Below are 17,895 nucleotides of genomic sequence, written 5' to 3' on the forward strand. Positions count from 1 at the left end.
ACCGTGCCGCCGCGCCCGTCCGGTGGCCGAACAGCACGGCCGGTGGGTGAGGGCAGGGGTGACGGAGGAAACCCGATGAGTCCGGAGGACCCTGGGTCGCCGGGTGCCGGCGGGGCGGCGGAGCGGCGGGGCCCGGGAGGGCGGGTCAGAAGAGCCCGGTGTCGGTGAAGCGCAGGATCAGTTGTGGCGCGCCGGACAGGACGATGCCGAGGACACCGGTCAGAGTGATCGCGGCGGTGAGCGGGACCGGGACGCGGTGCACGGCCGGTGCGCCCTCGGGTGCGTGGAACAGCAGGGCCGTCCAGCGGAGGTAGTAGACCAGCGCGACGACGACGTTGACGGCCATGACGACGGTGAGCCAGCCGAGTCCGGCGTCGACTGCCGCGGAGAAGACGGTGACCTTGGCGAAGAGGCCGATGATGCCGGGCGGGAGTCCGGCGAGGCACAGCAGGAAGAAGGCCAGGAGCAGGGCGGTGAGCGGGCTGGATGCGTACAGGCCGCGGTAGTCGGAGACCCGGTTGAGGGAGTTCGTCCGGCCTACCAGGGCGGCGACGGCGAAGGCGCCGAGGTTCACCGCGCCGTACATGAGGGCGTAGGCGAGGGTGGAGCCGATCGACTTCTCGGCGTCGCCGGAGTACGCGGCGGCGGCGATCGGCACCAGGAGGTAGCCGGCCTGTCCGACGGAGGACCAGGCCAGGAGCCGTACCGCGCTGTACGCGCGCGTGGCCTGCTGTGCGAGGGCGCCGACGTTGCCGACGGTCATGGTGAGGGCGGCGAGCGTGGCGAGGGCCGGGCCCCAGACCTCGGCGTACGACGGGAGTGCGACGACGGTGACGAGGATCAGGCCGGTGAAGCCGACCGCCTTGCCGATGACCGACAGGTAGGCGGCGATCGGCAGGGGGGCGCCGACGTAGGTGTCGGGCACCCAGAAGTGGAAGGGGACGGCGGCCGTCTTGAAGGCGAAGCCGACGAGGGTGAGGACGACGCCGGCCTGGGCGAGGGTGTGGAGCTGTCCGTCGACGGTCTGGACGCGTTCGGCCACCAGGGTGAGGTGGAGGGTACCGGTGGCCGCGTAGACGAAGCTGATGCCGAGGAGGCTGACCGCGGTGGCGGTGACCGAGGACAGGAAGAACTTCAGCGCCGCTTCGGACGACTTCCGGTCGCCGTGCCGGAGGCCGACCAGGGCGAAGGCGGGCAGGGAGGCGACTTCCAGGGCGACGACGAGGGTCGCGAAATCCCGGGAGGCGGGCAGGAGGGCGGCGCCCGCGACGGAGGAGAGGAACAGGAACCAGTACTCGCCCTCGGGGAGCCGTTTGTCGGCGTCCTTGAGGGCGGTGACCGACAGAAGGGCGGTCAGGAGCGCGCCGCCGAGCACCAGGAACTGGATGACGAGGGTGAACCGGTCCACGGTGTAGCTGCATACTCCGGGGTCGCCGACCAGGCAGAACGTGCTGCGGTCGGCGTCGAGGAGGGGCAGCAGCATGAGGGTGGCGGCGGCGAGTCCGGTCACCGCGAGCCGGCCGAGGAGCGGTTTCCTGGACTCGTCGAGGAACAGGTCGGCGACGAGGACGGCGAGTCCGACGACGGCCGCGACGGCGGGCGGTGCGACGGCCAGCCAGTCGACGGACTGGACGAGGGAGCTCATCGGGTGCCTCCTGAGAGGAGCTGCTGCACGGCCGGGTCGGTCAGTCCGATCAGTGCCCCGGGCCACAGTCCGGCGACGACGGTGAGGACGACGAGCGGGGTCCAGGCCGCGAACTCGTAGCCGCGCACGTCGGTGAGCGCGGGGGCCTGTTCCTGCGGGGAGCCCATGCAGACCCTGCGGACCACGAGGAGCAGGTATGCCGCGGTCAGCAGGGTGCCGAAGGCACCGATCGACATGAAGACGAGGAAGGCAGGGCGGCTGAGTCCTTCGGCGGGGTCGAACGCGCCGAAGAGGGCCAGCATCTCGCCCCAGAACCCGGCGAGGCCCGGCAGGCCGAGGGAGGCGACGGCGGCGAAGGCGAGCAGTCCGCCGAGGCGCGGTGCCCTGCCGTAGAGGGCGGCGCCGGTCTGCTGGGCCAGCGTGTCGAGGTCGACGGTGCCGGTGCGGTCCTTGAGGGCGCCGACGAGGAAGAAGAGGAGGCCGGTGATGAGGCCGTGGGCGATGTTGGCGAAGAGGGCGCCGTTGACTCCGGTCGGGGTCATGGTGGCGATGCCGAGGAGGACGAAGCCCATGTGACCGACGGAGGAGTAGGCGATGAGGCGCTTGAGATCGCCCTTGGCTCCCTGTCTCACGAGGGCGAGGCAGGCGAGGGATCCGTAGATGACGCCGACGACGGCGAAGGCGGCGAGGTAGGGCGCGAAGGTGCGGAAGCCTTCCGGTGCGGCGGGGAGCAGGATCCGCACGAACCCGTACGTGCCCATCTTCAGCAGGACCCCGGCCAGCAGGACGGAACCGACGGTCGGGGCGGCGGTGTGGGCGTCGGGCAACCAGCTGTGCAGCGGCCACATCGGGGTCTTGACCGCGAGCCCGATCCCGATCGCCAGTACGGCGACGACCTGCACGGATACACTCAGTGACCGGCCGTTGTCAGTGGCGAGTGCCACCATGTCGAATGTGCCCGCCTTGATTCCGATCAGGAGCAGGCCGAGCAGCATGACCACGGAGCCGAGCAGCGTGTAGAGGACGAACTTCCAGGCGGCCTCGGCCCGCCCCTCGCCGCCCCAGCGGGCGATGAGGAAGTACATCGGGATCAGGACCATCTCGAAGGCGAGGAAGAACAGGATCAGGTCGAGGACGGCGAAAGCCGCGAGGGTGCCGGACTCGAGGACCAGCAGCAGGGCGACGAAGGCCTTCGGGGACGGGCCCGCGGGCGGTTTGACATACGTGTAGAGCGCGCTGAGGAAGGTCAGCAGGGCGGTCAGGACCAGAAGGGGGAGGGAGATGCCGTCGGTACCGAGGTGGATCCGCACGTCGAGTGCGGGGATCCAGTTGATGTCGGTCGTGGCCTGCATCTTCGACGGCTGGCCGTGGTCGAAGCCGAGTGCGAGGACGGTCGCCGCGATGAGGACGGCTCCGGTGACGGTCACACCGTGCCGGAGCACGGCCCGGTCGGGTGATGCCCCCCTGAGTCCGGGCGGGGCCGGGAGAAGAGCGGCGGCGGCACCCAGGAGCGGGCCGACGACGAGGAACGCCAGAAGGAACTGCATCACGGACTCGCTGATATCGATCACGTCTGGTCACGCTCCCGTGGCGGCGAGGACGACGGCGACCGCGAGAACGACGGTGCCGGCGAGCAGCGCGCTCACATAGGTCTGCAGATTGCCGGTCTGGGCACGTCGTACGGCGATGCCGAGCCACCGGGGCAGCGTTCCCACGCCGCGTACGTAGGTGTCGACGACCTCGCGGTCGAGGAAGCGGACGAGACCGGCCGCCGCCTGGACGGGCCGGACGAAGAAGGTCGTGTACAAGGCGTCGAGGTGGAAGCCGGCGGCCGCGTGGCGGTGCAGCGGGCCGAGCAGCAGACGACCGGGGTCGGCCGGGTCGGGTGCGTACGCGACGTCTCCGTAGGCGGGTTCGTGGGTGGCGATGGCCTCGGCCTCGACCTTTCCGGCGCCTGCCTCCGGGCGGGCGGCTACGGCACCGAGCGGAGGGCGGGCGGCGTGGGCGGTGGCGTGCCGCCAGGTGGTGTAGGTGATGATGCCGCCGACCAGGGCCACGCCGGTGCCGAGCATCGAGGTGGTGAGGGTCGGGGCGAGGTCGTGGCCGTCGAACCAGTCGGGCAGCGCGCGGAAGGTGAGGGCGCCCAGGGTGAGGGAGGGGAGCGCGAGCACCCACAGCACGGCGGTCATGGCGCGGGGCTGCCTGCCGTGGTCGGGGGTCTCGGTGCCGTGTCCGTGGAAGGCCAGCAGCCACAGACGTACCGCGTAGGCGGCGGTGAGCAGGGCGGTGGCCAGGCCTGCGAGGAGGACGGTCCAGCCCGCGGCGGCGGGGGCCTGCCCGGTGTGGCCGGTGACGACGTGTTCGGCGGCTCCGAGAACGGCTTCCTTGGAGAAGAAGCCGCTGAACGGCGGGATCGCGGCGAGCGCGAGGAGCGCCACGGTCATTGTCCAGTAGGCGTCGGGCACGCGGTTGCGCAGGTGGCTCATGCGGGACATGGCGGCCAGCGAGTTGGTGCCGGCTGCGTGGATCAGCACGCCTGCGGCGAGGAACAGGAGCGCCTTGAAGGCACCGTGGGACAGGAGGTGGAAGACGGCTGCTCCGCGCTCGCCGACGGCGAGGGCGCCGGTCATGTAGCCGAGCTGGCCGATCGTCGAGTAGGCCAGAACGCGTTTGATGTCGTCCTGGGCGAGAGCGGCGAGCGCCGAGCCGGTCATGGTGACGGCGGCCATGATGGCGAGGACGGTCATCGCGGCCTGTGAGGCCTGGAAGAGCGGGAGGAGACGGGCGACGAAGTAGACACCGGCGGCGACCATCGTCGCGGCGTGGATCAGCGCGGAGACGGGAGTCGGGCCCGCCATCGCGTCGGGGAGCCAGGTGTGCAGCGGGAACTGCGCCGACTTGCCCGCCACGCCCGCCAGAAGAAGCAGGGCGATCAGGGTGGGGTGCTCGATACCGCCGTTCGCGACGGCGTCGAGGACATGCGTGATCCGGAAGGAGCCTGCCTCGCCGGCGAGGGCGAACAGGCCGATGAGGAAGGGGACGTCGCCGAGCTTGGTGACCAGGAAGGCCTTGAGGGAGGCGGCGCGGGCCTGAGGGGTCCCCCAGTAGTGGCCGACGAGGAAGTAGGAGCAGATGCCCATGACTTCCCAGCCGACCAGCAGCACCATCAGGTCGCCGGAGTAGACGACGAGGAACATCGCGGAGGTGAACAGGGAGACGAGGGCCGCATAGGAGGGGTAACGCGGGTCGTCGCGGAGGTAACCCGTCGAATAGATCTGCACACAGGTGGCGACGACGCCGACGACCACGGCGGTGAGGGCGGCGAAACCATCGATACGCAGGGCGAGTTCGATGGGGACGGAGCCGGTGGGGGTGAGCTCGGTCGCGGCGTCGAGGGCTCGGCCGCCGCCCTGGCGCGCGGCGACCACGGCGGCCAGGGCGAGGGCGGTGAGTGTGGGCAGGACGGCGAGCGGACGGATGAACCCGGGGGCAGTGCGCCCCAGGAGCAGTCCGGCGATCGCGCCGAGGAACGGAAGGAGGGGGACGAGGACGGCGAGGGTGGTCGTGGTCACGCGGTGGCCTCAGCCTTCGTGGCGGCCGCCCGGGTCGTGGGGGCGTCGGCGTCGCTGTCGGGGTCGGGACCGACCGGCCCGCCGGTGCTGCCCGTGCCGTCGGGGTCGTCGGGGTCGTGGCCCTCGGCGGTGTCGCGGAGCTTGTCGAGGTCCGCGGTGCCGCGGTTGCGGTGGACGGCGAGGACGATCGCCAGGCCGATGCCGATCTCGGCGGCGGCGATGGCGATGGTGAACAGGGCGAGGGCCTGACCGGAGTGCAGGGTCTCCTCGACGGTCTTGCTGAGCCAGACGTCGAAGGCGACCAGGTTCAGGTTGACGGCGTTGAGCATCAGCTCGACCGACATCAGCACCAGGATCGCGTTGCGGCGGGCGAGGACTCCGTACAGGCCGGTGCAGAAGAGGAGCGCGGACAGTACGACGGGATAGGCGAGGTGCATCAGCGGTTCCCTTCCGCATCACGGCGGGGGCGGGCGGGCGGTCCGTCGGTGGCTCCGCCGGCCGTTTCCCGCGCCTCGGTTTCCCGTGTCCCGGCTCCCCGTACCGCGGCGGCCGTCTTCGCTCTGCGGGAGAGGACGATCGCGCCGACGAGAGCAGCCAGAAGGAGGACGGAGAGGGCCTCGAAGGGAAGGACCCAGTGCTGGAAGAGGCTGGCACCGGTCACTTCGGTGGAGCCGGCTGGCGTGCCGTCCAGGTCGATCCAGGTCGTGCGGAAGGCGTCGACGACGACCCAGACCAGGGCGACGGCCGCGGCGACGGCCACGCCGAGGGCGACCCAGCGGTTGCCGGAGTCGGCGTCCGGGGAGCGGCCGATGGGCGCTCTGGTGAGCATCAGGCCGAACAGAAGGAGGACGACGACCGAACCCACGTAGATGAGGACCTGCACCCAGGCGATGAACTCGGCGGTGAGCAGGAGGTATTCGACGGCGAGTCCGCCGAGGGCCACCACCAGCCACAGGGCGGCGTGCACCAACTGCCGGGTGGTGACGGTGACGACGGCGGCACCGAAGGTGACCAGGCCGACGAGGAGGAAGGCGATCTCCACTCCGGTCGGGGAGAGGAAGCCCTGTGCCTCGATGGAGACGTCGACGGTGGTGGTCGTGACGTGCGCGACCGTGCCGGCGACGGCGGCGAGGGTCACGACTCCTCCTCCTTCGGATCGGGCTGCGGGTCGGCCTGCGCAGCCGGCTGCGGGTCGGCCCGGGTGGCGGCCAGTTTGTCGGCCGTCTTGCGGGCGGCGGCGAGTTCCTTCGGTTCCTCGGCGTCGGGGTCCAGGGCCGGCGGGGCCGGGACCGTCCACATCCACTCGCGGAGCTTGTCGCGTTCGTGGGTGAGTTCGCGGATGTCGGTCTCGGCGTACTCGAACTCGGGTGACCAGAAGAGGGCGTCGAAGGGGCAGACCTCGATGCAGATACCGCAGTACATGCACAGGGAGAAGTCGATGGCGAACCGGTCGAGGACGTTGCGGCTGCGGTCACGGCCGCCGGGCGTCGCCGCCGGGACGGTCTCCTTGTGGGAGTCGATGTAGATGCACCAGTCGGGGCACTCGCGGGCGCACAGCATGCAGACCGTGCAGTTCTCCTCGAACAGGCCGATCACCCCGCGGGTGCGGGGCGGGAGGTCGGGCTGGGTGTCCGGGTACCGGGCGGTGACGGATTTCCTCGTCATCGTCCGCAGGGTGACGGCCAGGCCCTTGGCCAGACCGGATCCGGGGAAGCCGGGAAGAGAAGCCATGGCTAGGAGATCACCACCTTGACGACGCCGGTGAGGGCGATCTGGGCGAGGGCGAGGGGAACGAGGAGGGTCCAGGACAGCTTCTGCAACTGGTCCTCGCGCAGGCGGGGGTAACTGACGCGGAGCCAGATGATGACGAAGGCGAGGACTGCGGTCTTCAGCAGGGTCCAGACCCAGCCGAGACCGTCGGCGCCCCACGGACCGTGCCAGCCGCCCAGGAAGAGAACGGTGGTCAGGCCGCACAGGACGACGATCCCGGCGTACTCGGCGAGGAGGAAGAGCGCGAACCGCAGGCCGGTGTACTCGGTGTACGCACCGAAGATGATCTCCGAGTCGGCGACGGGCATGTCGAAGGGCGGCCGCTGGAGTTCGGCGAGTCCGGCGACGAAGAAGACGACCGCGCCGACGATCTGCCAGGGCAGCCACCACCACTCGAAGGCGTCGAGGATGCCGACGAGCGAGACGGTGCCCGCCGCCATCGCCACCGAGGCGGCGGTGAGCAGCATCGGCAGTTCATAGGCGAGGAGCTGAGCGGCGGTGCGCAGGCCGCCGAGGAGGGAGAACTTGTTGGCGGAGGCCCACCCGGCCATGAGCGAGCCGAGGACGCCTACGCCCATCACCGCGAGCACGAAGAACACGCCCGCGTCCAGTACCTGCCCGACGGCTCCCTCGCCCGGCCCGACCGGGATCGCGAGCAGGACGAGGAGGTACGGCAGGAGGGCTACGGCAGGGGCGAGTTGGAAGACACGGCGGTCGGCACCGGCCGGGACCACGTCCTCCTTCTGTACGAACTTGACGCCGTCGGCGACGAGCTGGGCCCAGCCGTGGAAGCCGCCCGCGTACATCGGGCCCAGGCGGCCCTGCATGTGCGCCATCACTTTGTGCTCGGTCTGGCCGACGATCAGGGGGAAGGTGAGAAAGACGACGAAGACGATCAGGAGTCGCAGGGCGACGTCGAGTACGTCGTTCACCGCGGGCCTCCTGAGGGGGTGTCGGGGGCAGAAGGCCGGGATGGGCTCGAGGGGCCCGGCTCCGGGTCGGGGCCCGGGTCGGACTCGGGGCCCGGGTCGGGGTCCGGGGCGGAGTCGGCCTTGCGGGCGGAGTCGCGCTCAGCCTCTGCTTCGGGGGCGGGTTCCACCTGTGTTTCGGGTTCGGGTCCGGTATAGGCCGGGCGGATGTGGTGCCAGGGGGCGTCCGGGCTGCGCGGCGGGGCGGAAGGCCTGGTGTCCGATACCCCTGTCCGACCCGGCACCTCCTCCGTCTCCTCCGACGCGCCGATGGTGCCCGGCGTCCCTGTCCCGTCCGGCGCGCTGCGTGCCCGGCCGGGGCCTCGTGCAACGGCGGGCCCCGTTTCGGCGGGCTTCGGCGGTGACGACTGGGGACGTTGGCCCGCGGAGCCTTCAGAGGCGCTTCGGGCGCGGCGTCCCGCTGCCGGCGCTTCGGTGGCCGGCGTTTCGGACGCGTCGCTGCCGGGGCCGGCAGCAGGGCCGACCGCACCCTCGGCGGCTTCCGCGCCCTCCGCGGTTTTCCCGGACGTGGCTGCCGTCGACCGCCCGCGCTGGGAAGCCGAGCCCTCGCTCGCGCTCCGGGCACGGCGCGTCCGGGGCGTGGCCGACGGGGGTGTCCCGGGCTGTGCCGCGGTGTCGGCAGTCGGTGACTCGGCAGTCGGTGACTCGGGGGCGGGCGCGGCCTGTTGGCTCGCGGAGCCCTCGGCCGCCGTACGGCTCCGGCGCGGCGGCCGTGCGGGACGGCCCTCGCCCTCGGCCCCCGCAGAGGCGGCCTGGCTCGCGGAGCCCTCCGCCGCCGTACGGGTCCGGCGTACCGGGCGGTCGCCGGGTGTTCGCCCTGTGTCGGGTCCGCCTCCGGCGCCGGTGACCGCCCTGCCCGCGCCCCGGGCCGGACGGGACGGGGCCGGGGGGAGCCGGCCCTTCAGGGGGCCCCACTCATTGGGGTCGGGGACCCCGGGGGGAAGCATCTGGCGGCGCTTGGGCCCGCCGTGCTCGGACTCGCCGGGCTCCTTGGCTCCGGGCCAGGCCTTGGCGACGCGGGCGGCGAGGACGAAGTCCTTGCGCAGGGGGTGGCCCTCGAAGGTGTCCGGCAGGAGCAGGTGGCCGAGTGCGGGATGGCCGGTGAAGTCGACGCCGAACATCTCGTGCGTCTCGCGCTCGTGCCAGGCGGCCCCCGCGTAGACGCCCACGGCGGAGGGCAGCACCGGTGCCTCGTGCGGGACGGTCGTACGCAGCAGCAGGCGCCGTACCGGGGAGAGAGCCACGACGTGGGCGGTGACGCGGAAGCCCGTGCCGGGCTCGTCGACCGCGCTCAGCCAGTCGAAATACGTGCAGCCGAGCCGGTCGCGCGCACTCTCCAGGGCCGGGATCCAGGAGCCGGACGGAACGTCGACGGTGAGGACGTCGTACGACTCCTCGGCCGTGGTCTCCGTACCGAACAGCTCTTCGACATCGGCGGGGAGCCAGCCGGCCGCGGTCATCGGTCCTCCCCCGCACCGGACTCCCCCGCACGGGGCTCCCCCGGCGCCGGCGGCTCCACCAACCCGCTCTGCAGGGCGGCCACGGAGGCGCCCCGCCCACCGGACCCGTACCGCTCCCCCAGCGACTCCCGCGCGATCTTCTCCTGGAGTTTCAGGATCCCCTGGAGCAGCGCCTCGGGCCGCGGCGGGCAGCCGGGGACGTAGACGTCGACAGGGATGATCTGGTCGACGCCTTTGGTGACGGAGTAGGAGTCCCAGTACGGTCCGCCGCAGTTGCTGCACGCGCCGAACGAGATGACGTACTTCGGCTCGGGCATCTGCTCGTACAGGCGCTTCACCGCGGGTGCCATCTTGTCCGTGACCGTCCCGGAGACGACCATCAGGTCGGCCTGGCGCGGTCCCGGCGCGAAGGGAATGACGCCGAGGCGGATGAAGTCGTGGCGGGCCATCGACGCGGCGATGAACTCGATCGCGCAGCAGGCGAGACCGAAGTTGAAGACCCACAGCGAGTAGCGGCGGCCCCAGTTGAGAATCACCTTCATCGGCTCCGGGGCGAGCCGGGCGAGCGCGCCGAGCTTTCCGCTGCCTTCGGCGGGGAGCACGGCGGGCTCGGGAAGCAGCACCGGCCCCAAAGCCGCGCCGGAGTCCGAGTGCGCGCCCGCCGGGGGGGCGGCGTCCGGTGGGTTGGTGGGGGTCACGTCCATGTCAGGACGCCCTTCTTGTATGCGTACAGCAGGCCGACGGCGAGGAAGCCGAGGAAGATGAACATCTCCACGAGCGTGGCCGCGCCGTAGCCGTCGGCGGCGAAGACGGTCGCCCAGGGGAAGAGGAAGATCGAGTCGACAGCGAAGATCACGTAGAGGAAGGCGTAGACGTAGTAGCGGACCTGCGTGTGGGCCCATCCCTCGCCGACGGGGTCGACTCCGCACTCGTACGTCATGAGTTTCTCGGGCGTGGGTACCACCGGCCGCAGCAGGCGTCCCGCGCCGAAGGCGAAGGCGACGAACAGCACGCCGACGACGGCGAGCAGTCCGACGACCGAGTACGCCTGGAAGTAGTCGGCCGCCGCGACCTGGTTCGAAGCGATCACGGCAGCCGGATCGCTGGGGGTCGCGCCGGTGGAGGTCGGGGCGAAGCCGGTGGTACCGAAGTCGGCCATGCCGGTGGAGGTCGGGTCGAAGCCGGTCGGATCGACGCCGGTCGGTTGCCGCACGTCCGCCCCTCGCTGTTCGACGATCTGTACGCACGGGAGTCTAGGCCCTGTTAAGTGCCCCGTAAGCAGCCCGGCACCCCTGGTATCGGGGGTGGGGGTTTCCCCCGTGGATATCAGGGGTCCGCCTCATGGCGCGGGCCCCCGTGGCCGGGCACGCTATGGCACATGTTCGAGCCCTCCCCTTCTCCCGACGACCGCCCGCCACAGGCGCGTTTCGCCTACGACCGGCACACCTGGAAGGAGATCGCCCACCTCCTGGCGAACCTTCCGGTGTCGCTGGTGGGCTTCGTCTACGTCGTGACCGTGCTGCTCCTGGGCCTCGGGCTGACCGTCACCGTGGTCGGGTTCCCGCTGCTCTCGGCCGGCCTGATGGGGACGCGGCTGCTGGGCAGGGGTGAGCGGGCGCGGGCCAGGGCGTTGCTCGGGGTGCGGGTGGAGGAGCCGAGCCGGCTGCCGCTGCACGGTGCCGGAGGGTTCCTGCCGCGGCTGCGGATGGCGCTGAAGGACCCGGTGGGCTGGCGCACGGCGCTGTATGAGGTGATACGCCTGCCGTGGGGCATCGTCACCTTCACCGTCACGCTGGTCTCGCTGTTCGTGCTGTGGCCGGTGCTGCCGTTCATCGCGCGCGGGTTGGCCAACGCGGACCGGGCCATGGTGCGCGGTCTGCTGTCGCCGTCCGACGAACTGGAGCGGCGTGTGGCCGAGCTGGAGTCCGACCGGGGTGTCGTGGTCGACACGGCCGCGGCGGATCTGCGGCGGATCGAGCGCGATCTGCACGACGGGGCGCAGGCCCGGCTGGTGAACCTGGCCATGGGGCTGGGCCTGGCCAGGGAGAAGCTGCTGGAGGATCCCGACGCGGCGGCGTCGATGGTCGATGAGGCGCACGGCGAGGTGAAACTGGCGTTGCAGGAGCTGCGGGACCTGGCCCGCGGCATCCACCCCGCGGTCCTGACCGACCGCGGTCTCGACGCGGCCCTGTCGTCGGTCGCCTCGCGCTGCACGGTTCCGGTGAGGGTGACGGTCGATCTCACCGAGCGGCCGGCCGCGGCCATCGAGGGCATCGCCTACTTCACCGTCTCGGAGCTGCTGCAGAACGTCAGCAAGCACAGCGCCGCGCGTACGGCCTCGGTCGAGGTGTGGCGTTCGGCCGGCCGTCTGCTCATCCAGGTGGAGGACAACGGCCGCGGCGGTGCGAGCCTGGACGGCGGTACGGGGATGCGGGGGCTCGCCGACCGGCTGGGGGCGGTCGACGGTCTGTTCGTCGTGGAGTCGCCGGAGGGGGGGCCGACGACGGTGACGGCGGAGCTGCCGTGGCGAGACCGCTCCGGTGCCCTCGCCGAGGACACGCGTACGCGTACACCCGCGCGGAACTCCGTACGGCCGGCCACGTGACCGCGCCCCGCATGTCCGTGCGTGACCCGACCCGCGCCCGCACGGCCGTCCGCCCGGTCGGAGGTAGGGAAAACCCCCGTCCAGGACTGCGACGCGCTCCATGGTCCGCCGGCCTGCTGCGGAGGAGTCTGGGGATACGACAGCACAGCCGCCGGACGAGGAGAAGGACGACGCCGATGGCCACCGGGTACGAACAGGGCTACGGGCTCCACAGCAAGCCCACTGGGGGTACCGGGGGCACCGGGAGGGCCGGCGAGCGCCCGCACCGGGTGCCTGCGGTGCTGCGGGCACCGGTCGAGGGACGGACCTGGCGCGAGCTGGTGTACGTCCTGTTGAGTCTGCCGGTCAGCGTGCCGCTCTTCACCTATGCGGTCACGATGGTGTCGCTGGGTGCCGGTCTGCTGGTGACGTTCCTCGGCGTACCGGTGCTGGCCGCCGGACTCGCCGGATGCCGCGGGTTCGGGACGCTGGAGCGGATGCGGGCGCGGGGGCTGCTGGGCCTGGACGTGGCCGAGCCGGAGCCGCTGCGGGTGAAGCGCCGGGGGCTCATGGCCTGGATGGGGGCGGTGCTGAGGAGCGGCGCCTCGTGGCGGTCGCTGCTGTACGCGGTGCTCCACCTGCCGTGGGCGGTGTTCGCCTTCGCCGTCGCGGTGACCGTCTGGTCGATCGGCTGGTCGCTGCTGACGTATCCCCTGTGGTTCTGGGTCTTCCCGATGTACGCCGGTCAGGACGGGATACAGCTGTACGGCGACGGGCAGCACCAGATCTATCTGGACAACCTGTTCGAGATCACGGTGACCGCCATGATCGGACTGCTGTTCACCATCGTCACGCCGTGGATCGTGCGGGCGCTGACCATGGTGGACCGGCTGCTGGTGCACGGGCTGCTCGGGCCGTCCCGGCTGGCGACGCGGGTGGTGGAGCTGGAGTCGGGCCGGGGCGCCGTGGTGGACACGGCGGCGGCGGACCTGCGGCGCATCGAGCGCGATCTGCACGACGGGGCACAGGCCCGGCTGGTGGCGCTGGCCATGGACCTGGGGCTGGCGAAGGAGAAGCTGCGGGAGGACCCGCGGGCCGCGGCGCACATGGTGGACGAGGCGCACGGCGAGGTGAAGACGGCTCTGCAGGAGCTGCGGGACCTGGCGCGCGGCATCCACCCGGCCGTGCTGACCGACCGGGGCCTTGACGCGGCTCTCTCGTCGGTGGCCTCCCGGTGCACGGTCCCGGTGCAGGTCGACGTGGATCTGACGGAGCGCCCGGCGCCGGCGATCGAGGGCATCGCCTATTTCACCGTCTCGGAGCTGCTGCAGAACATCAGCAAGCACGCGCGGGCGACCCGGGCGACCGTGGAGGTGTGGCGGACGGAGAACCGGCTGATGGTGCAGGTCGAGGACGACGGCGTGGGCGGTGCCGACGTGTCGGAGGGTTCCGGACTGGCCGGCCTTGCGGAGCGGCTGGACGCGGTGGACGGCATCCTGGTGGTCGACTCCCCGTCCGGCGGCCCGACCCGGGTGACGGCGGAGCTGCCCTGGCGGGCGGGTCGGACGCGGTGAGCAAGCCGGCGCATGAGCGCGTGAGCGGCGGCTGAGGACGCGGAAGCGGCCGGCAGGTGTGCGGGTACGGGCGGTGGGCCCGTACCCGCACACTCCTGCACCAGGAAAGTGTCCTTGCTCCGTACCAGGACATGCCCCTGCCACCGGTGCGGCCCCTGCCCGCCAAGGCTTCTCTCGCGTCATCCCTCCGCGTCACCCGCCGAATGCTGGGATGCTGGTCCCGTCAGCCGGGCCTGCCGTACGGACGGGCCCGGATGAGGGGCGTGGGGGCCGATAATTCATGGAGGACAGAGTGCGTGTGGTCATCGCCGAGGATTCAGTGCTGCTGCGGGAGGGCCTGACCCGGTTGCTGACCGACCGGGGGCACGATGTCGTGGCCGGGGTCGGCGACGGCGACGCGCTGATCAAGACGATCACCGAGCTGAACGACCAGGGGGAGCTGCCGGACGTCGTGGTGGCCGACGTGCGGATGCCGCCGACGCACACCGACGAGGGCGTGCGGGCCGCCGTCCAGCTGCGCAAGACGTATCCGGGTGTCGGGGTGCTGGTGCTGTCACAGTACGTGGAGGAGCGCTACGCCACCGAGCTGCTCGCCCATTCCAGCCGGGGCATCGGCTACCTGCTCAAGGACCGGGTGGCCGAGGTACGGGAGTTCGTGGACGCGGTGGTGCGCGTGGCCGAGGGCGGTACGGCCCTGGACCCCGAGGTCGTCGCGCAGTTGCTCGGCCGCAGCCGCAAGCAGGACGTTCTCGCGGGACTCACCCCACGTGAGCGGGAGGTCCTGGGGCTGATGGCGGAGGGACGGACGAACTCGGCGATCGCCCGGCAGCTGGTGGTGAGCGACGGAGCCGTGGAGAAGCACGTCAGCAACATCTTCCTGAAGCTGGGGCTGTCCCCGGGTAACGGCGACCACCGCCGGGTGCTCGCGGTCCTGACCCACCTCAAGTCCTGAACCGGACCCGCCCGACCCGCTTACGGGTGACGCCGGTGGCCGACGGCTGAACCGCCGGCGGGCGGCGTCCTGGAAGGCAGGAGCCGGTGGGTCGGCGACCAGGGCGAATGTGGGCAGGAGACGCGATGCGTCGGTGCTCCGCACGTCGTACCGACGCATCGCGGGGAGACCGCGGGACATCTCCAAGTCGTGTCCAAGATGCGAATGACCCGAGGAAGGCGACCCTTACGGACGTAGGGTTGATCCAGGGACGGCCTGCGGAAGGGCCGGTCCCGGACAGCCGCCCTCGAGGAGGTCCAGTTCAGTGACCAGTCAGGTCAGCAGCCCAGCGGAGCAGGCCGACGGAACAGTCCTAGGAGAGCAGCGCAAAGCGGCGGGCGCGAAGGACGTCCGCCGTCTGGACCGGGTGATCATCAGGTTCGCGGGGGACTCGGGTGACGGTATGCAGCTCACCGGTGACCGCTTCACCTCGGAGACGGCTTCCTTCGGCAACGACCTGTCGACCCTGCCGAACTTCCCCGCCGAGATCCGTGCCCCGGCCGGCACCCTGCCGGGTGTCTCGTCCTTCCAGCTCCACTTCGCCGACCACGACATCCTCACCCCCGGTGACGCGCCGAACGTGCTGGTGGCGATGAACCCCGCCGCGCTGAAGGCGAACATCGGGGACCTGCCGCGCGGCGCGGAGATCATCGTCAACACGGACGAATTCACCAAGCGGGCGATGCAGAAGGTCGGCTACGCCAGCAACCCGCTGGAGGACGGCTCGCTCGACGGCTACAGCCTCCATCCGGTGCCGCTGACGACGCTGACGGTCGAAGCGCTGAAGCAGTTCGACCTCACCCGCAAGGAGGCCGAACGCAGCAAGAACATGTTCGCGCTCGGCCTGCTGAGCTGGATGTACCACCGGCCCACCGAGGGCACGGAGAGGTTCCTGAACTCGAAGTTCGCCAGGAAGCCGGACATCGCCGCGGCCAACATCGCCGCGTACCGGGCGGGCTGGAATTTCGGGGAGACGACGGAGGACTTCGCCGTCTCCTACGAGGTGGCCCCGGCCACCACGGCGTTCCCACCGGGCGTGTACCGGAACATCTCCGGCAACCTGGCCCTGGCGTACGGCCTGATCGCGGCGTCCCGGCAGGCGGATCTGCCGCTGTTCCTGGGGTCGTACCCGATCACGCCGGCCTCGGACATCCTGCACGAGCTGAGCCGGCACAAGAACTTCGGCGTGCGGACCTTCCAGGCCGAGGACGAGATCGCCGGCATCGGTGCCGCACTGGGGGCGGCTTTCGGCGGTTCGCTGGCGGTGACGACGACCAGTGGCCCCGGGGTGGCGCTGAAGTCCGAGACGATCGGTCTCGCGGTGTCGCTGGAGCTGCCGCTGCTGATCGTGGACATCCAGCGCGGCGGCCCGTCCACGGGCCTGCCCACCAAGACCGAGCAGGCGGACCTGCTCCAGGCGATGTACGGGCGCAACGGCGAGGCGCCGGTCCCGGTGGTCGCGCCGCGTACGCCGGCCGACTGCTTCGACGCGGCGCTCGAGGCGGCCCGGATCGCGCTGACCTACCGGACGCCGGTGTTCCTGCTTTCCGACGGCTATCTGGCCAACGGCAGCGAGCCGTGGCGCGTTCCGGACACGGAGGAGCTGCCGGACCTGCGCGTGCGGTTCGCGCAGGGCCCCAACCACACGATGGACGACGGCACCGAAGTGTTCTGGCCGTACCAGCGGGACCCGCACACTTTGGCCCGGCCGTGGGCGGTCCCGGGCACACCGGGTCTGGAGCACCGGATCGGCGGCATCGAGAAGCAGGACGGCACAGGCAACATCTCGTACGACCCGGCCAACCACGACTTCATGGTGCGCATTCGGCAGGCGAAGATCGACGGTGTCGACGTCCCCGATCTGGAGGTCGACGACGCGGACGGCGACGCCAGGGTCCTGGTGCTCGGCTGGGGGTCCACCTACGGGCCGATCACCGCGGCCGTACGGCGTATCAGGGGCGCGGGGGGCGCGGTCGCGCAGGCTCATCTGCGCCACGTCAACCCCTTCCCGCGGAATCTGGGGGAGGTCCTGAAGCGTTACGAGAAGGTGGTCGTACCCGAGATGAACCTCGGCCAGCTCGCGACCCTGATCCGGGCGAAGTACCTGGTCGACGCCCACTCCTACAACCAGGTCAACGGCATGCCGTTCAAGGCGGAGCAGCTTGCCGGGGCACTGAAGGAGGCCATCGATGACTGAGACGATGACAGGCGGCCCGTCCTCCCTCGGCGACTCCCCGTCCGGCGAGGCGCTCGCCCTGGTGCCCAAGGCCGCGGGCACACAGTCGATGAAGGACTTCAAGTCCGACCAGGAGGTGCGCTGGTGCCCCGGCTGCGGCGACTACGCCGTCCTGGCCGCCGTGCAGGGCTTCATGCCCCAGCTCGGGCTGGCGAAGGAGAACATCGTCTTCGTCTCCGGCATCGGCTGTTCGTCCCGGTTCCCGTACTACATGAACACCTACGGGATGCATTCCATCCACGGCCGCGCTCCCGCGATCGCGACGGGCCTGGCGGCGTCCCGGCGCGACCTGAGCGTGTGGGTCGTCACCGGTGACGGGGACGCGTTGTCCATCGGCGGCAACCATCTGATCCACGCGCTGCGCCGCAACGTCAACCTGAAGATCCTGCTGTTCAACAACCGGATCTACGGTCTGACCAAGGGCCAGTACTCGCCGACGTCCGAGATCGGCAAGATCACCAAGTCGACACCGGTGGGATCGCTGGACGCGCCCTTCAACCCGGTGTCGCTGGCGATCGGCGCGGAGGCGTCCTTCGTGGCCCGTACGGTCGACTCGGACCGCAGGCACCTGACCGAGGTACTGCGGCAGGCCGCGGCCCATCCGGGCACAGCCCTGGTCGAGATCTACCAGAACTGCAACATCTTCAACGACGGCGCCTTCGAGGTCCTCAAGGACCGGCAGCGGGCCGAGGAGGCGGTGATCCGGCTGGAGCACGGGAGCCCGATCCGCTTCGGCGCGGGAGGCACGAAGGGCGTCGTCCGGGACCGGACCACCGGTGACCTGAAGGTGGTCGTGGTGACGCCGGAGAACGAGGCGGAGATCGTGGTCCACGACGCGCACTCGGCGTCCCCGACCACCGCGTTCGCGGTGTCCCGGCTCGCCGATCCGGACACCCTGCACCACACCCCGATCGGTGTCTTCCGCTCCGTGGACCGCCCGGTCTACGACACGCTGATGGCCGAGCAGCTGGACACCTCCGTCGAGCAGCACGGCAAGGGCGACCTCGGCGCACTGCTGGCGGGCAACGACACGTGGACGGTCGTCGGCTGAGCGACTGAGCGGCCGAGGTACTG

General features: G+C 71.1%; 15 protein-coding genes. 5 read left to right on the forward strand and 10 right to left on the reverse strand.

The genetic code is table 11. The annotated features are described in order from the left end of the window. Positions 1–145: 145 nt before the first annotated feature. The 10 genes from HUV60_RS13310 to HUV60_RS13355 are packed head-to-tail and all read right to left on the reverse strand — an operon-like array spanning position 146 to position 10,595. The gene (locus HUV60_RS13310) at positions 146–1,645 is read right to left on the reverse strand and encodes an NADH-quinone oxidoreductase subunit N (RefSeq protein ID WP_257851066.1); all 1,500 of its coding nucleotides are present in this window, start codon (positions 1,643–1,645) and stop codon (positions 146–148) included. Beyond that, complete coding sequence (locus tag HUV60_RS13315) at positions 1,642–3,216, reverse strand: complex I subunit 4 family protein (protein ID WP_257851065.1); 1,575 nt, start codon at positions 3,214–3,216, stop codon at positions 1,642–1,644. The genes HUV60_RS13310 and HUV60_RS13315 overlap by 4 nt, the downstream gene beginning before the upstream one ends. Positions 3,217–3,222: 6 nt before the next feature. Further along, on the reverse strand, positions 3,223–5,217 hold the full coding sequence (locus HUV60_RS13320; protein WP_257851064.1) for an NADH-quinone oxidoreductase subunit 5 family protein: 1,995 nt from the start codon (positions 5,215–5,217) through the stop codon (positions 3,223–3,225). Next, the gene (gene nuoK / locus HUV60_RS13325; protein WP_257851063.1) at positions 5,214–5,654 is read right to left on the reverse strand and encodes an NADH-quinone oxidoreductase subunit NuoK; all 441 of its coding nucleotides are present in this window, start codon (positions 5,652–5,654) and stop codon (positions 5,214–5,216) included. The genes HUV60_RS13320 and nuoK overlap by 4 nt, the downstream gene beginning before the upstream one ends. Beyond that, the gene (locus HUV60_RS13330; protein ID WP_257851062.1) at positions 5,654–6,355 is read right to left on the reverse strand and encodes an NADH-quinone oxidoreductase subunit J family protein; all 702 of its coding nucleotides are present in this window, start codon (positions 6,353–6,355) and stop codon (positions 5,654–5,656) included. The genes nuoK and HUV60_RS13330 overlap by 1 nt, the downstream gene beginning before the upstream one ends. Beyond that, positions 6,352–6,948 carry a NuoI/complex I 23 kDa subunit family protein gene (locus HUV60_RS13335; RefSeq protein WP_257851061.1) on the reverse strand — a complete coding sequence of 199 codons (597 nt, stop codon included), beginning with the start codon at positions 6,946–6,948 and terminating at the stop codon, positions 6,352–6,354. Before HUV60_RS13335 ends, HUV60_RS13330 begins: the two co-directional genes overlap by 4 nt. 2 nt (positions 6,949–6,950) lie before the next feature. Beyond that, positions 6,951–7,919, reverse strand: a complete 969-nt coding sequence (locus tag HUV60_RS13340; protein WP_257851060.1) for a complex I subunit 1/NuoH family protein — start codon at positions 7,917–7,919, stop codon at positions 6,951–6,953. Then, positions 7,916–9,436, reverse strand: coding sequence for an NADH-quinone oxidoreductase subunit C (locus HUV60_RS13345; RefSeq protein WP_257851059.1), 1,521 nt, complete (start codon positions 9,434–9,436; stop codon positions 7,916–7,918). The genes HUV60_RS13340 and HUV60_RS13345 overlap by 4 nt, the downstream gene beginning before the upstream one ends. Further along, on the reverse strand, positions 9,433–10,140 hold the full coding sequence (locus tag HUV60_RS13350) for an NADH-quinone oxidoreductase subunit B (RefSeq protein ID WP_257851058.1): 708 nt from the start codon (positions 10,138–10,140) through the stop codon (positions 9,433–9,435). Before HUV60_RS13350 ends, HUV60_RS13345 begins: the two co-directional genes overlap by 4 nt. Beyond that, complete coding sequence (locus HUV60_RS13355) at positions 10,131–10,595, reverse strand: NADH-quinone oxidoreductase subunit A (protein ID WP_443047517.1); 465 nt, start codon at positions 10,593–10,595, stop codon at positions 10,131–10,133. Before HUV60_RS13355 ends, HUV60_RS13350 begins: the two co-directional genes overlap by 10 nt. A 219-nt stretch (positions 10,596–10,814) precedes the next feature. On the opposite strand from HUV60_RS13355, the gene HUV60_RS13360 reads away from it, so the two are divergent. The 5 genes from HUV60_RS13360 to HUV60_RS13380 all read left to right on the forward strand — a co-directional run bounded on the left by HUV60_RS13360 (position 10,815) and on the right by HUV60_RS13380 (position 17,872). Further along, the gene (locus tag HUV60_RS13360) at positions 10,815–12,041 is read left to right on the forward strand and encodes a sensor histidine kinase (protein WP_257851057.1); all 1,227 of its coding nucleotides are present in this window, start codon (positions 10,815–10,817) and stop codon (positions 12,039–12,041) included. 176 nt (positions 12,042–12,217) lie between these two features. Further along, complete coding sequence (locus HUV60_RS13365) at positions 12,218–13,594, forward strand: sensor histidine kinase (RefSeq protein ID WP_257851056.1); 1,377 nt, start codon at positions 12,218–12,220, stop codon at positions 13,592–13,594. A 280-nt stretch (positions 13,595–13,874) separates the two neighbouring features. After that, the gene (locus HUV60_RS13370) at positions 13,875–14,546 is read left to right on the forward strand and encodes a response regulator transcription factor (RefSeq protein ID WP_257851055.1); all 672 of its coding nucleotides are present in this window, start codon (positions 13,875–13,877) and stop codon (positions 14,544–14,546) included. Between the two features lie 304 nt (positions 14,547–14,850). Then, positions 14,851–16,782 carry a 2-oxoacid:acceptor oxidoreductase subunit alpha gene (locus HUV60_RS13375; protein WP_257851054.1) on the forward strand — a complete coding sequence of 644 codons (1,932 nt, stop codon included), beginning with the start codon at positions 14,851–14,853 and terminating at the stop codon, positions 16,780–16,782. Then, positions 16,775–17,872, forward strand: coding sequence for a 2-oxoacid:ferredoxin oxidoreductase subunit beta (locus tag HUV60_RS13380; RefSeq protein WP_257851053.1), 1,098 nt, complete (start codon positions 16,775–16,777; stop codon positions 17,870–17,872). The genes HUV60_RS13375 and HUV60_RS13380 overlap by 8 nt, the downstream gene beginning before the upstream one ends. Positions 17,873–17,895: the final 23 nt, after the last annotated feature.

The sequence above is a fragment of the Streptomyces sp. KMM 9044 genome (genome assembly GCF_024701375.2).
In the GTDB taxonomy this organism is placed as follows: domain Bacteria; phylum Actinomycetota; class Actinomycetes; order Streptomycetales; family Streptomycetaceae; genus Streptomyces.

What these genes read in the sequence shown, in the direction of transcription:
- HUV60_RS13310 (WP_257851066.1), bottom strand. Translation starts at nt 1,645, where the DNA reads ATGAGCTCCCTCGTCCAGTCCGTCGACTGGCTGGCCGTCGCACCGCCC.
- nuoK (WP_257851063.1), bottom strand. Translation starts at nt 5,654, where the DNA reads ATGCACCTCGCCTATCCCGTCGTACTGTCCGCGCTCCTCTTCTGCACC.
- HUV60_RS13335 (WP_257851061.1), bottom strand. Translation starts at nt 6,948, where the DNA reads ATGGCTTCTCTTCCCGGCTTCCCCGGATCCGGTCTGGCCAAGGGCCTG.
- HUV60_RS13345 (WP_257851059.1), bottom strand. Translation starts at nt 9,436, where the DNA reads ATGACCGCGGCCGGCTGGCTCCCCGCCGATGTCGAAGAGCTGTTCGGT.
- HUV60_RS13350 (WP_257851058.1), bottom strand. Translation starts at nt 10,140, where the DNA reads ATGGACGTGACCCCCACCAACCCACCGGACGCCGCCCCCCCGGCGGGC.
- HUV60_RS13355 (WP_443047517.1), bottom strand. Translation starts at nt 10,595, where the DNA reads ATGGCCGACTTCGGTACCACCGGCTTCGCCCCGACCTCCACCGGCGCG.
- HUV60_RS13360 (WP_257851057.1), top strand. Translation starts at nt 10,815, where the DNA reads ATGTTCGAGCCCTCCCCTTCTCCCGACGACCGCCCGCCACAGGCGCGT.
- HUV60_RS13365 (WP_257851056.1), top strand. Translation starts at nt 12,218, where the DNA reads ATGGCCACCGGGTACGAACAGGGCTACGGGCTCCACAGCAAGCCCACT.
- HUV60_RS13370 (WP_257851055.1), top strand. Translation starts at nt 13,875, where the DNA reads ATGGAGGACAGAGTGCGTGTGGTCATCGCCGAGGATTCAGTGCTGCTG.
- HUV60_RS13380 (WP_257851053.1), top strand. Translation starts at nt 16,775, where the DNA reads ATGACTGAGACGATGACAGGCGGCCCGTCCTCCCTCGGCGACTCCCCG.